A 13003-nucleotide genomic window follows, 5' to 3' on the forward strand; every position below is an offset into this window, starting at 1 on the left:
CCATCAGTGGGCAATTACGTGGCCGCCTATGGGCAGTTTTTCATGGCCGCTTACAACGGGATGGTTTTTATTCATTTCCAACGGCCGGAAGTCCACAACTGGAGTGCCGCATTGTTAATGCAGGCTCGTCGGGCTGCTCGCCACGGAGCTCGGGGCGCACGGCACATGTTGGCAGCAATGCCCCGGCGAAATATTCATGCGGCGGGAGCCCATGCGGGCCCCCGCCGTTGACGCGTCTCCCCAGCCATGGCTCGTTATGTGAACGTCGAGCGTGCCGTGACGGTTAGGAGTGCCGACTTGAGTCGGCCCGGCCCGGAGCGGCGGGCCCTGAAGCCCCGCCGTGGTTTGTTCCCCTATACAACTCTCTAGCCAAGGAACACTAACGTTCCCTTGTCTTATAGTTGGGTCCTCAAAATGGCGGGTGCCCCTCGCCCCATGGCGGCGGAAGCTCGTCGACCGTCCCAACAGACGCCCACCAAGCCAGTTCGCCATCGCTCCAGGCGTGCGCGTTCTTTTCCTTGATGTTCGCGTCGAGAGGGCACGGATTGCTGCCGCTTATGAGGAGATAGTGGACTGAAGAAGAGTCGAATCGTCTTTGGCTGGAAAGCAGGCGCAGCTCTCTCGCCCGTTTCCAATGCTGAGTCACAGTCCACTCGCTGACACCCACCGCGCGGCTAATGGTTGCCCTGTCCACCGTTGTAATCCCACGGCTGGTGGAGACGTCTGCCATCGCCATCATCGTCGAAAGTTCAGATGCGCTGAGGATAGATCGGCCCAACGTGCGCAAGTATTCATCTTTCGAGTACTCGCCTGGCCTCGGCCAAAGGAGGGCGGACTCCTGCGCCCTCCATATGAACCAGTACCAGTCCGGGCTGCCGGATGCTTTCCACTTGTCCACCGCTGGTGGGGACGCCCTTGTAGGAAGGGGAACTGGGGCGGCCCGGGGGAGAACTTCGAGCGCGGTCACGCGCACCGGTCGCTGAATTCAAAGAGATTGGATTCCTCCTCGGGAAGATAGAGACGCCAACCCCGCGATTGGTTGTACTTGTTACCTTGATAGCGGCCGAGGTAGCCGGCTTGTTGCAGCTCCTCTATCTGGCGGTGAACGAGGGTGTCTCGTGGGGGCCGCTTCAAGTTGCGGTTGATGTTCTGCCAGTTGGTCAAAGCGACCTGACCGAAGACGCCGGCGGAGGCTAGTACATCCGCCACCGACTTCACGCCAGTACTCAACGAATGGTCGCTGTGGACGCGACTGATCCACTTCACTCGGTAGGGGTTCATCAGAGGACTTCCATCTGTCGCATGTAGTTTTCGATGTCGGCCAGGCGGTAAACAACCTTGCTTCCCACTCGCAGCCGTTTCGGTCCATCGTGCAGATGCGTGGCCAGGTACTTCTCGCTGACACACATGTAAGCCGCTGCTTCCCTTCGGCTGATGTAGACGCTTCCTGTCAATTGTTGGGCCTCGGCCATCGACAGTGGGGCCGTCCTGTGGGTCGGAACTACGCTCATCAGTTTCGTCTCCTTGTTATTGTTAATCGAATTCGGCTGACAGTCTGATTATGTCGCCGTGGCTAAGCTAGTCGAATCGGCCTGTCAGGTCAACTCTGTCAGGCATAATCGATATGCCAGCACGCTTATGCTAATGTCCTGATCATGACCTCTATTGACGAACCCAGCCTCCCGGAAGGCGTTGTCCACCACGCTGGCCCACGGCAAGGCGACCCTAGTCTTGGCTTGGACGTGGTTGAAATTGAGTACCGCATGCACGGACTCGAGCTCGTGATCGGGTGGACCGTTAGCCCATCTAACTATTTCTCCGCCCCGGACCGCGTAACCATCCGGCCCGATGGCCCGCTCGCTGACTTCATGAATGGCGATGATCCGGAAATGGGTGAAGGCGAGCGGGAAATGTTCAATGGTGTGACCACGCCATTGCTTCGTTCCATTCCGATGGCGCACGCCCGGCATCTTCTTCGACGACCCTACGAGGAGCTCTCCTCGCGCCTCGTCCGGGATGTGTTCATGCCGATGCCCGACCGCATCGAGTCCGATGATGACTACATGCACGTCTCTTGCGCCTACGTGGATCTGGTGACCGGGCCGTCGGCGGAACCCATTCGTCGTTTGTCGGAGTGGACCGGGGTCAAGCCAGCAACATGGTCCGCCAGACTTCAAAGGGCGCGGGCGAAGGGAATTCTCGTGGGACGTGGACGGCAGGCCCATATCTCCCCGTCCTTCAAGAAACTTGAGCATGAGTTACGCGCTCGGTTAGCCGCGAGGAGTGGCGGGCAGCCGAAAGTAACATCGTCCGTTCAGTCGGCAGGCAAAGGGAAGTAGGGGGAAGCGCCATGGGTGTTAAGAAGCTCGAGAATGGAAAGTATCAAGTCGACTACCGGATCGACGGAAAGCGAATCTTCAAGCGCTTCCCGACCCTGCGCGCGGCCAAGGAACACTTTCAAGGTGTAGAGGCGGCGAGGGCTGGCGGGACGCTTGTGGATACTCGTGCCGGCGGGAAGATGCGATTCCACGACCTTTATGAAGAGTGGATCAAGCGCATCGAAACCGCCGGTGCCGACGGGTCGCGCCCGGCATCGCCGGTGACCGTGGCCGGGTACCGGCGAATCTACAGAACGCATATTCAGCCGAGCTTTGAGCACCGGCCTTTGGCGCAGATTACGCTCCAGGTGGTCAATGCTTGGCTGGAAACTTTCCAGAGTGACGATGCGCGGCGTCGTACATACCGGCAGCTCGGCCGGATGCTGCAGCATGCCGTGGATAGGGGGTACTTAGCCTCGAATGTGGCGAGAAACCCCACCGTAAACAATATCGCCAAGCCGGACCCGGTGCGCGAAGCGGCGCCCCTGACCGCCAAGCAGCTGCACACGTTGGCCGATGAGTGCAGCGCCGGGGGGCGATATGAGGGGCAATCTCACGACGCCTACGGCTTGCTTATTCTCTTCGCCGGAACCACCGGCCTCCGATGGTCGGAAGTCGCAGGGCTGCGTACGACCTCACTAATGTTCGGTCCGAAGCCGCACGTGAAGGTTCAGTCGACTCTGGTGTCGGTTGACGGCCGGCAGCAGTTCAGGGAAACGACAAAAGGCCGGAGGCCTCGCACCGTACCGATTCCAAAGTCCGTAGCGGACTTACTAGCCATCCATCTGGCGGACGCCGCGAAGGGCAGCTTGGTCTTCACGTCGCCAAAGGGCGCGGAGCTTCGTTCGTCCAATTTTGCCCGCCGGATACTGCATCCCGCCATTGAGCGCTGCCAGTCGGAGGATCCCGATTTCCCAAAAATCGTCTTTCATGACCTGCGAAGGACCGCCGTGAGCTTGGCCATTAGTGCCGGGGCAAACGTGAAGGTCGTCCAACAAATCGCGGGTCATAAGTCGGCCGTCACAACTATGGACGTCTACGCGCACCACTATGAGGATGATCTCCATTCCTCTGCCCGGGCCGTGGACGAACTTCTTTCTGCAGGATGAGGCGTAGGCCTCCAGCGTGCCGATTCTAGCCGTGGATGATTTGTGGATGGTTTGGTCGGGGAATTCTTAGCAATCAAGGGGTAGAAGCGCACGACTCATAATCGTGAGGTCGGGAGATCGAGCCTCCCCACCGCTACCAAAAGCAAGGCCCCGCAGATTCGTCTGCGGGGCCTTTTGTTTCCCTCCCGCACGCCCCTGCCCCGTTGTGGGACAGAATGGGTCCATGAGCCGAATTGCGATCATTGGCGGCCACGGAAAAGTGGCCCTGCACCTGTCCCGAATTCTTAGTGGGGAAGGTCACGATGTCACGTCCTTCATCCGGAATCCCGAGCATGTGGCTGATGTCACTGCCACGGGAGCTTCCGCGGAGGTGTTGGACGTTGAAAACTCGACGACGGCGGAACTCGCCAAGGCGCTCGGGGGCCATGACGCCGTTGTCTGGTCCGCCGGGGCCGGTGGGGGAAACCCTTCGCGCACGTACGCCGTGGATCGGGACGCTGCCATCCGCTCCATGGATGCTGCCGTTGAAGCCGGCGTCAAGCGCTACGTGATGGTGTCCTACTTCGGTGCGGACAAGGACCATGGCGTTCCCGAGGACAATTCGTTCTTCGCCTACGCGGAGGCCAAGGCCGCAGCTGACGAGTACCTCAGGAACACCGGGCTGGACTGGACGGTGCTGGGGCCCGGAGCGCTGACCGAAGATGCTCCAACGGGGCTGATCGAGGTGAACCCGGCGAATCCGGGCGACGGCACGCAAACCTCCCGGGCGAACGTTGCGCTGGTAGCTGCTGCTGTACTGGAGTTGCCGGAAACCATTGGCAGGACCATCCCGTTCAGGGACGGGACCGTGGACGTAGTGGACGCCCTCACGGCGGAGTGAAGCCGTTCCCCGGGATATGTTGTTAAGGGCCTGATCCTTCCCATCTTCCTCCCGCCGTTGCTGTTCGCCACGGCCCAGAAGAGTTCTTGGGCTGTAATCCGCGTCCGGTGGCGGACCCTGCTGCTGATGGCCGTGGCGTTGGTGGTGGTCTCCACCGCCGTGGTGGCGGGGGCGGCCTGGCTCATGATCCCCGGCATCGGGATTCCGGCCGCGATCGCCCTCGGCGCCATGGTCGCACCGCCTGACCCGGTAGCCGTGGAATCGGTGGCAGGGCGCGTGCACATGCCGCGACGCCTGATCACTGTGCTCCAGAGCGAGGGCCTCTTCAACGACGCCGCAGCCATCGTCATTTTCCAGGCAGCGGTTGCCGCCACCTTGGCCGGCAGCGAGGTGGGGCCCAACGTCATCATCCAGTTCGTGGTGGGCGCGGCCCTGGCAGTGGTGATCGGCATCGCCATGGGCTGGCTGACCAAGTTCATCACCAAGCTCGTCACGTCGATGGTCGCCCGCAGCGCGGTCACGCTGGTGGTCCCGTTCGCTGCCTACATCCTCGCCGAGGAGCTGCACGCCTCCGATGTGGTGGCCGTCGTCGTGACTGCCCTGGAACTGCAGCGCCACTCCAGGCCGCAGGACGCTGCCGAACGCATTACCCGCCGTGCTTTCTGGGACGTGGTGGAGCTGCTGGCCACCCTTGCCCTTGCCCTGGCACTTCCGCTGACACTGCCCGACGGCAGCGACTTCCCGGCCCGCCACGAGATCCTGGTGATTGTCTGCGCGGTCCTGTTGGCCACCCTGGTCTTGCCCGGACTCACCCTCCCGTGGCTGATGCGGGTGCTTAATGCCACGGAGGACGGCTCGCATGAGAAAGACGCTGCACGCCTGTTGGCCAAACGTGCCCAGTCGGCGGCGGTGGCGGCCCTGAAGGATCACGACCTCATGAAGGAGCTTCCGCCGGAGACGGTGGCACTCGTGAGGGACAAGATGCGCCGGCTGCACGCGGAACTGCTGGACGGCACGCTGAAGAACGAGTCGACGGCGGAGAAGCGCGAGCGGGGCCGTGAACTTGCAATTGCGGTGCAGGCCATTGCGCTGGATGCCGCAAGGCAGGAAGTGGTGGACGCCCGCAACGAGCCCGGCACCGATCCCGAGATTGCAGACCGCGTGTTGCGGCAGCTGGACCTCCGCACCATGTCCATGCCGGAGTAGGCGCCAGTTGCGGAAGTAGTCAGGACGCTCTCTTCGGCAATGATGCCGGGGAAAGATCCAGGGCGTGCTCTTCGACGTAGTCCAAGGCGTGGCGGATGGCCCCCAGTGACACGATGCCTTCCCCGAGCGTGGAGGTGGCGAGCCGCGGGGGAGTGAAGGTGAACTCCGGAAGTTCCTTCGTGATGGTAGGCAGCAGTACTTCTGCGGAGGCTGCTACTCCTCCGGCCAGCACCACCAATTCAGGGTTGGCCAGCGTGCTGATGGCTCCGATGACCTTGGCCATGCGGAGCGCAACGCTGTCCAGGGCGTCGACGGCGGCCTGGTCGCCTTGTGCTGCGGCCTCGAAGACCATCTCGGCCGTCAAGTCTTCAGGTTCTCCGGCGCAGAGCTCCAGCATGATGGTGTCCTGTTGGCGCTCGATCGCTTGCCGGCCTGCCGATACCGCTGAATGCGCTATGCCGTAGGTGCTGCCGACGCCATCGACGTTGTTGAGGAATCCCAATTCGCCAAAGCCGCCCGATTGGCCGTGCAGGAGGCGGCCCGATTCCAGGATGCCGGAACCCAGGCGATCTCCGGCGAGCATGACTACAAGGTGGTCGACGCCCTGCGCTGTTCCCTGCCACCTCTCGGCGAGGGCTGCGAGGTTGGCATCGTTTTCCAGCAGAACGTGCCAGCCGTGCCGTTCCGAGACGATCCTGCGGACATCGAAGGACTGCCAGAACTCCTGGACGGTGAGCACTTCGCCTTCCCTGTTCACGGGGGCTGCTACACCGACGGAGACTGCCAGGACCGATTCTGCCGGGACACCGGCCTTTTCCAGCGCGTCGGCGGCGATCTTGTCCAGGACGTCCGCCCGCTCTGCAGCGGAGACGTTGTAGGTGCGGAACGGCATGGTCACCTGGGACAGCGGGGTTCCGGCCATGTCGGCAACGATCGTGGTGATCTTGTTGGCGCCGATGTCGATTCCCAGCACGCTCGCGGCGCCGTCGTCGAAGACAAAGCGACGGGCGGGGCGGCCTTTGATGTATTCGCCGGCCCCGCGCTGGTTCTCCAACTCCTGGAGCCAGCCAAGGCGAACCAGTTCGTCGCATATCGAGATGACGGTTGCCCGGGAGAGGCCTGTCCTGGCCATGAGTTCGGTGCCGGTGACGATGCCGGCACCGCGCATGGCTTTGAGCATGGCACCGGCGTTGACCCTGCGTACCAGTTGTGTTGATGGTGCCGTTTCACCAAGCATGTTGCTCCCCGCTATCCCGGCCGTCCCTGAGGCAAAAGGATCGGCCGCTCTAAATTTAGTACATAAATTTAGACTTCGCCCTGTTACGGTCCCGGGCTTGACGATGTGGCGATGCTCACAGAATACTTACGCAGGGTCATAAATTTATCTCCTATCTAAATTTCCCGGGCAGTGCTGCGCGCCATTGCCCTGACGGGCTTCGGCAGTGGGGTCCGTTCGACGAAAGGACTACGTGTCTGTGAAAGTGACACGCTCAAAACGCTTCGCGGCCATGGGCTTGGGGCTGGCTTTGCTGGCCGGGCTGCTCTCGGGCTGCGCCGGTTCCCAGGCAAAGGAAACCGTCCGGTTCACGTTCAGCAAGCGTGAAGCCATAGGTTTCATGACCAAACTCGTGGAAGATTACAACGCTTCGCAGGACGACACCGAGGTGGTGCTGGATACTTCCGGCGTCGACGTCGTCTCCGCCAGCTTCGTCCGCGGAAACCCGCCGGATATCGCCTTGGCAAACTACAACATGGAATCCGCGCGTTTCGTCCAGCGCGGAGCCCTCAGTGATTTGTCCGGTACCGGCGCGGCCTCCCGCATCCGGGGAGACCTCCAGCCGTTGATGGACCAGTACGGGGTGTACCCGGGCAGGACCAGTGCCTTGCCGTATTCGGTCATGGCTTCGTCCGTGATCTACAACAAGGAAATCTTCGCCGCCCACAACCTCGAGGTCCCCAAGACCTGGACGGAGCTGATCGCCGTCTGCGACAAGCTCAAAGCCGCCGGGGTGACTCCGTTCTATGCCACATGGAAGGACGACTGGACGATTGCCCAGGGCTGGTTCGACTATTCGGTGGGCGGCCAGGTGGACACCCTCGATTTCTTTGACAAGCTGGCCGAGGCCGGTACTGAGGTAGGGCCCGGTTCGGAAGCTTCGTTCCGGAAGGACTTCGAACGCCCGGTGGAGAAGATGCTCACCTTGGCCGGCAAGTACGTCAATAAGGATGCTGCCAGCCGGGCATACGGCGATGGCAACCTGGCCTTCTCGCAGGGCAAAGCCGCAATGTACCTCCAGGGCCCCTGGGCGTTCAGCGAGGTGGCCAAGACCGCTCCGGACCTGCAGCTGGGTACGTTCCCGCTGCCCGTGACGGAAGACCCCAAGGACCTGCGCGTCCGCGTCAACGTGGACCTTGCGGCGTGGATCCCCGAGGCATCCAAGCATAAGGAAGCTGCGCGTGAATTCCTTGAGTACTTGTACCGGCCGGAGGTGATCGAGGCCTACAACGCATCCCAGTTGGGTTTCACGCCAACGGAGGATGCCTCCGGCACCCCTGACCCCCGCATCGAGGGCATGGTGCCCTATTACCAGAACGCCCAGGTCTACCAGGGTCCGTCGGTGCTGGTGCCCAAGACGATTCCGATCATGAACTACACGCAGGCGCTCGTGTTTGGCGCAGACCCTGCATCCACCCTCAGCACACTCGACGCCGATTGGGCACGCCTGGCCTTCCGCCAGTAGCGCAGACACAGGGAGCCACACTATGTCCGTCACCAGCACAACCGTGCCATCAAAAACGCCGGAGCAGGGCCGCCCGGACCGGAACCGGTCAACGGGGAACCGTCCAGCCCCGCGCCGCGGCCGCCGGGTGGAGCCGATTTTCTATCTGTTCCTCCTGCCGAGCCTTGTTCTCTTCACGCTCGCCATTACCGTTCCCGGAATTGTTGGAATCTTTTTTAGTTTCACGAATTCGATCGGGATCGGGGACTGGGAGTTCGTGGGCCTGACCAACTACATCGCGATCTTCAGCGACCCCGCCATCCTGCAGAGCTACCTGTTCACCTTCGGGTTCTCAATCGTCACGGTGATCGCCGTGAATGTCATTGCGTTCCTGTTGGCCGTCGGGCTTACTTCGCGAATCCGCATGAAGTCGGCACTGCGGACTATCTTTGTCATCCCGATGGTGGTGTCGGGCATCATCATCGCGTACGTGTTCAATTTCCTTTTCTCCAACTCCCTTCCGTCGCTGGGTACTGCAGCCGGAATTCCGTGGCTTGAGAACAGCCTCCTGGCTAATCCGGACCTCGCCTGGATTGCGGTGGTAGTGGTCACGGCGTGGCAGGCCGTCCCGGGATCACTGCTTATTTACATCGCCGGACTCGTGGCAGTGCCGGGGGACGTCTACGAGGCTGCGGAACTGGATGGCGCCGGCAAAGTGCAACAGCTCTGGAGGATCACCCTGCCCCTCGTCGCCGGATACGTGGTGATCAACGTGATCCTTGGATTCAAGGGCTTCCTCAATGCCTACGACATCATCGTGGGCCTGACCAACGGCGGGCCGGGCACGTCAACCCGGAGCATCGCCATGACAGTCATCACCGGCTTCAACGGCGGCGACTACGCCTACCAGATGGCCAACGCCACGATCTTCTTCCTGGTGGCTGTCGTTATTTCTCTTGTACAGCTTTCGCTGACCCGCGGACGGAGTGCCCTCTGATGAACAAGCAAGCTACCAGGCCTGAACGCATTAATTGGTCGGCGACCACCGTTCTTGTCCTCTGCTCGGTCACGGTCCTGCTTCCGCTCTACGTCACCATTTCCATGGCCCTTAAGACGCAAGGGCAGGCAGTGGACGGCAATGCTTTCTCACTTCCCGCGCCCTTCAGCATGGAGGGATTCGTCCAGGCATGGAACCTGACCAACTTCCCTGTCGGGGCGGCAATGTCCCTCCTTGTCACCGCCGGGACGGTTGTGGCCACCATTGTCCTGGCTGCCTTCGCTTCCTACGCGATTGTCCGTAACTGGGATCGCCGGTTGTTCCGGTACTCGTTCTACTACCTGCTGGCAGCAATGTTCATTCCCTTCCCCGTGGTGGCATTGCCGCAGATCCAGTTGACCGGCCGCCTGGGCCTGGACAATCCGTTCGGTGTCATCCTGCTGGCAACCATGTTCCAGCTGAGCTTCAGCGTGCTGCTCTTTACGGCGTTCCTGCGTTCCATTCCCATGGAACTGGAAGAAAGCGCCAGGATTGACGGCGCCACCACGTGGCAGACGTTCTGGAAGCTGATCTTCCCGCTGCTTGCCCCGATGAGCGCCACGGTGGGAATCTTCGCCTTCCTGTACGCCTGGAACGACTTCATGATGCCGTCGCTGATCATTTCCGACCCCGCCCTGCAGACTCTGCCGGTAAGGCAGAACCTGTTCCAGACGCAGTTCAGCAACAACTACCATGTCTCCTTCGCGTCATACCTGATGGCCATGGCGCCGGCAATCGTCGCGTACTTGTTCACCCAGCGTTGGGTCATGGCAGGCGTCACCCAGGGTGCCGTGAAGGGCTGACCTGCCGGGCTGTTGACCTCCTGAGCCAGCCGTCAGATACTGGTCAAGGAACTAAATTTAGAATCTAAATCAAAGGAGTTTCGTGAGCACCTCCGCCACCAAGGCAAATTTGTCCCTCTCCGAACGCATGGCCGATCCGAAATGGTGGCGCCAGGCGGCGGTCTATCAGATCTACCCGCGGAGTTTCTACGACGCGAACGGTGACGGGCTGGGTGACCTCAAGGGCATCACGGCCAAGGTTCCGTACTTGAAGGAACTCGGCGTTGATGCCGTGTGGCTGAGCCCGTTCTACCCGTCGGCACTCGCCGACGGCGGCTACGACGTCGATGACTACCGCGACGTCGACCCCAAGCTGGGCACGCTGGCGGACTTTGATGAGATGGCGGCTGCGCTGCATGAAGCCGGCATCAAGATTGTGGTGGACATCGTCCCCAACCATTCCTCGGACCGCCACGAATGGTTCAAGGAAGCACTTGCTTCGCCAAAGGGGTCTGCTGCCCGCGACCGCTACATCTTCCGCGACGGCAAGGGCGAGAACGGCGAACTGCCGCCGTCGGACTGGGACTCCGTGTTTGGCGGCCCCATCTGGGAGCGCATCACCGAACCCGACGGCACTCCCGGCCAGTGGTACATGCACATCTTCGCCAAGGAACAGCCGGACTTTAACTGGGAGAACCCGGAAATCCGCGAGGACTTCCTGAAGACCCTGCGCTTCTGGTCCGACCGCGGCGTGGACGGCTTCCGCATCGACGTTGCCCACGGCATGGCCAAGGACCTGTCCGAGCCCATGCCCATGAAGGATGACCTCCTCGCACGGGCCCACGGCACGGACGGCTTCATTGACGGCTCCCACCCCTTCTGGGACCGCGACGAAGTCCACGAGGTCTACGCCGAGTGGCGCAAACTCTTCAACGAATACAACCCGCCCCGCACCGCCGTTGCCGAGGCATGGGTCCACGAGTCACGCCGTGCCCGCTATGCCAGCCCCGAGGGCCTGGGCCAGGCCTTCAACTTTGACCTGCTGCAGTCGGACTTTGACGCCGCATCTTTCAAGCAGATCATCACGGACAACCTGGTCCACGCCAAGGAGTCCGGCGCATCCTCCACCTGGGTGTTCTCCAACCACGACGTCGTCCGCCACGCCACCCGCTATGGCCTCCCCAAGGGCGGTTCCGTGGCGCAGGGAACCAACGCGGCCCAGGACGTGACCGGCAGTAAGCCCAAGGGCCAGGACGGCAAGGGCTGGCTCCTGGCCGGTGCGCCGCAGGAAGAACTGGACGTTGAACTCGGCCTGCGCCGTGCCCGTGCCGCATCGCTCCTGCTGCTGGCGCTGCCGGGCTCTGCCTACCTGTACCAGGGCGAGGAACTGGGCTTGCGTGAAGTGGCGGAAATTCCGGACTCCGAACGTCAGGACCCGTCATTCTTCCGCAACAAGGGCGTTGAAATCGGCCGGGATGGTTGCCGTGTGCCGTTGCCGTGGACCCCTGAAGGCCCGTCCTTCGGCTTCGGCGCGGGCAAGGCGCACCTGCCCCAGCCGGAGTGGTTCAAGGACTACGCGGTATCCATCCAGGAAGGCGTCGAAGGCTCCACGCTCGAGCTTTACCGCAAGGCCTTGGGCCTCCGCCGCCAGCTGCAGACCGATGAAGAGCTTGAGTGGGTGGAGACCGGTAACCCGGAGGTGCTGCACTTCAGCCGCCCCGGCGGTTGGGAGACGGTGACCAACTTCGGCACTGAAGCTTTCGAGCTTCCGGCCGGGACCGTCGTCGTCAGCAGCGGCCCGTTGGAGGACGGCAAGCTGCCGGCCGACACCACCGCGTGGGTAGTCCGCGACGCCTAGTCTGCGGCGCTGACACAACTACATGGATAACGTGAACGGGCGGGGACGCCTCATCTATGGCTGCATGGGACTCGGCGGGTCCTGGGATAACAACCACTACGGTGCTGCGGAAATCGACCAAGCCGCCGCCGTGATTGAATCGGCGCGGGGAATAGGCATCGGCTTGTTCGACCACGCTGATATCTACCGCCGGGGTAAGTCCGAAGCTGTTTTTGGGGAAGTCCTCGTCCGTTCCCCCGGTCTGCGGGAGAAGATCCGGTTGCAGACCAAGTGCGGTATCAGGCTGGCTGAAGGAGGCCGGGACGGCCACTACGACCTCAGCCGCGAGGCCATCATGGAACGGGTCAACGGGAGCCTGCAACGGCTCCAAACGGACTACGTGGACGTGCTGCTCCTGCACCGTCCGGATCCCCTCATGGACGCGCGCGAGGTGGCGGACGCCGTCGGGCAGTTAATGGCCGAAGGCAAGGTGCGGCACGTGGGTGTATCCAACATGTCCGGCGCCCAGATCGCGTACCTGCAGGACCGGCTGCAGACGCCCGTCGTGGCGAACCAGCTGGAGATGAGCCTGCTGCGCCGGGACTGGCTGGAAAGCACGGTGCTGGTGAACCATCCCGAAGGGCGGGAGAACAGTTTTCCGCACGGGACGCTTGAGCTGTGCATGGACAGGGGCATCGAACTCCAGGCCTATGGTTCGTTGGCGCAGGGCCGGTATACGGGAGCGGGTGCCGACTCACCGGCAGAGGCTGCGACGTCGGAGATGCTGGTCCGCCTGGCGGCGGAGAAGCGCACCACTCCGGAATCAGTGCTGCTTGCGTGGCTCATGAAGCATCCGGCAAGGATTTCGCCTGTGGTGGGGACCACCAACCTTTCGCGGATCGGTGCCTGCGCGGATGCCGTTGCTGTAGCCGGCAGCATGACCCGCGCCGAGTGGTACGGCCTGTGGATCACGGCCCGCGGCTCGAACCTCCCCTAATACCCAACTGGGTCGCAGTTACGCACGTTTTGAGGGTTCAAAACGTGCGTAACTGCGA

General features: G+C 62.1%; 11 protein-coding genes and 1 pseudogene. 9 read left to right on the top strand and 3 right to left on the bottom strand.

Annotated features, from left to right (window positions below; genetic code table 11):
- Nucleotides 1-963 precede the first annotated feature (963 nt).
- Nucleotides 964-1281 carry a hypothetical protein gene (locus OCL88_RS20090; RefSeq protein WP_264963701.1) on the bottom strand — a complete coding sequence of 106 codons (318 nt, stop codon included), beginning with the start codon at nt 1279-1281 and terminating at the stop codon, nt 964-966.
- A complete protein-coding gene (locus tag OCL88_RS20095; RefSeq protein WP_264963702.1) occupies nt 1281-1511 on the bottom strand; it encodes a hypothetical protein in 231 nt (76 codons plus the stop codon). The genes OCL88_RS20090 and OCL88_RS20095 overlap by 1 nt, the downstream gene beginning before the upstream one ends.
- A gap of 144 nt (nt 1512-1655) precedes the next feature.
- On the opposite strand from OCL88_RS20095, the gene OCL88_RS20100 reads away from it, so the two are divergent.
- The 4 genes and pseudogenes from OCL88_RS20100 to OCL88_RS20115 form a co-directional block, all read left to right on the top strand.
- Nucleotides 1656-2339 carry a hypothetical protein gene (locus OCL88_RS20100; RefSeq protein WP_264963703.1) on the top strand — a complete coding sequence of 228 codons (684 nt, stop codon included), beginning with the start codon at nt 1656-1658 and terminating at the stop codon, nt 2337-2339.
- A gap of 11 nt (nt 2340-2350) precedes the next feature.
- Nucleotides 2351-3487 (top strand): tyrosine-type recombinase/integrase, encoded by a 1137-nt coding sequence (locus tag OCL88_RS20105; RefSeq protein WP_264963704.1) that lies wholly within the window; start codon nt 2351-2353, stop codon nt 3485-3487.
- Between the two features lie 223 nt (nt 3488-3710).
- Nucleotides 3711-4367 carry an NAD(P)-binding oxidoreductase gene (locus OCL88_RS20110; RefSeq protein ID WP_264963705.1) on the top strand — a complete coding sequence of 219 codons (657 nt, stop codon included), beginning with the start codon at nt 3711-3713 and terminating at the stop codon, nt 4365-4367.
- 30 nt (nt 4368-4397) lie between these two features.
- Nucleotides 4398-5573: pseudogene (locus OCL88_RS20115) on the top strand (cation:proton antiporter); the annotation flags it as partial.
- Nucleotides 5574-5592: 19 nt separating this feature from the next.
- On the opposite strand, the gene OCL88_RS20120 reads toward OCL88_RS20115, so the two are convergent.
- A complete protein-coding gene (locus OCL88_RS20120; protein ID WP_264963706.1) occupies nt 5593-6810 on the bottom strand; it encodes an ROK family protein in 1218 nt (405 codons plus the stop codon).
- A 232-nt stretch (nt 6811-7042) separates the two neighbouring features.
- On the opposite strand from OCL88_RS20120, the gene OCL88_RS20125 reads away from it, so the two are divergent.
- From OCL88_RS20125 to OCL88_RS20145, 5 genes are all read left to right on the top strand, one after another.
- Nucleotides 7043-8314, top strand: a complete 1272-nt coding sequence (locus OCL88_RS20125) for an ABC transporter substrate-binding protein (protein WP_264963707.1) — start codon at nt 7043-7045, stop codon at nt 8312-8314.
- A gap of 22 nt (nt 8315-8336) precedes the next feature.
- A complete protein-coding gene (locus OCL88_RS20130) occupies nt 8337-9290 on the top strand; it encodes a carbohydrate ABC transporter permease (RefSeq protein WP_193593108.1) in 954 nt (317 codons plus the stop codon).
- The gene (locus tag OCL88_RS20135) at nt 9290-10132 is read left to right on the top strand and encodes a carbohydrate ABC transporter permease (RefSeq protein WP_264963708.1); all 843 of its coding nucleotides are present in this window, start codon (nt 9290-9292) and stop codon (nt 10130-10132) included. The genes OCL88_RS20130 and OCL88_RS20135 overlap by 1 nt, the downstream gene beginning before the upstream one ends.
- A gap of 82 nt (nt 10133-10214) precedes the next feature.
- Entirely contained in the window at nt 10215-11969 is a 1755-nt protein-coding gene (locus OCL88_RS20140) for a glycoside hydrolase family 13 protein (protein WP_193593109.1), read from the top strand.
- Between the two features lie 22 nt (nt 11970-11991).
- Nucleotides 11992-12945, top strand: coding sequence for an aldo/keto reductase (locus OCL88_RS20145; RefSeq protein WP_264963709.1), 954 nt, complete (start codon nt 11992-11994; stop codon nt 12943-12945).
- Nucleotides 12946-13003 lie beyond the last annotated feature (58 nt).

The organism is Paenarthrobacter sp. PAE-2 (assembly GCF_026013155.1).
Classification (GTDB): Bacteria; Actinomycetota; Actinomycetes; order Actinomycetales; family Micrococcaceae; genus Arthrobacter; species Arthrobacter ureafaciens.

Excerpts from the sequence above, each read along its gene's own strand:
- OCL88_RS20090 (WP_264963701.1), bottom strand. The coding sequence starts at position 1,281 with ATGAACCCCTACCGAGTGAAGTGGATCAGTCGCGTCCACAGCGACCAT.
- OCL88_RS20095 (WP_264963702.1), bottom strand. The coding sequence starts at position 1,511 with ATGAGCGTAGTTCCGACCCACAGGACGGCCCCACTGTCGATGGCCGAG.
- OCL88_RS20100 (WP_264963703.1), top strand. The coding sequence starts at position 1,656 with ATGACCTCTATTGACGAACCCAGCCTCCCGGAAGGCGTTGTCCACCAC.
- OCL88_RS20105 (WP_264963704.1), top strand. The coding sequence starts at position 2,351 with ATGGGTGTTAAGAAGCTCGAGAATGGAAAGTATCAAGTCGACTACCGG.
- OCL88_RS20110 (WP_264963705.1), top strand. The coding sequence starts at position 3,711 with ATGAGCCGAATTGCGATCATTGGCGGCCACGGAAAAGTGGCCCTGCAC.
- OCL88_RS20120 (WP_264963706.1), bottom strand. The coding sequence starts at position 6,810 with ATGCTTGGTGAAACGGCACCATCAACACAACTGGTACGCAGGGTCAAC.
- OCL88_RS20130 (WP_193593108.1), top strand. The coding sequence starts at position 8,337 with ATGTCCGTCACCAGCACAACCGTGCCATCAAAAACGCCGGAGCAGGGC.
- OCL88_RS20135 (WP_264963708.1), top strand. The coding sequence starts at position 9,290 with ATGAACAAGCAAGCTACCAGGCCTGAACGCATTAATTGGTCGGCGACC.
- OCL88_RS20145 (WP_264963709.1), top strand. The coding sequence starts at position 11,992 with ATGGATAACGTGAACGGGCGGGGACGCCTCATCTATGGCTGCATGGGA.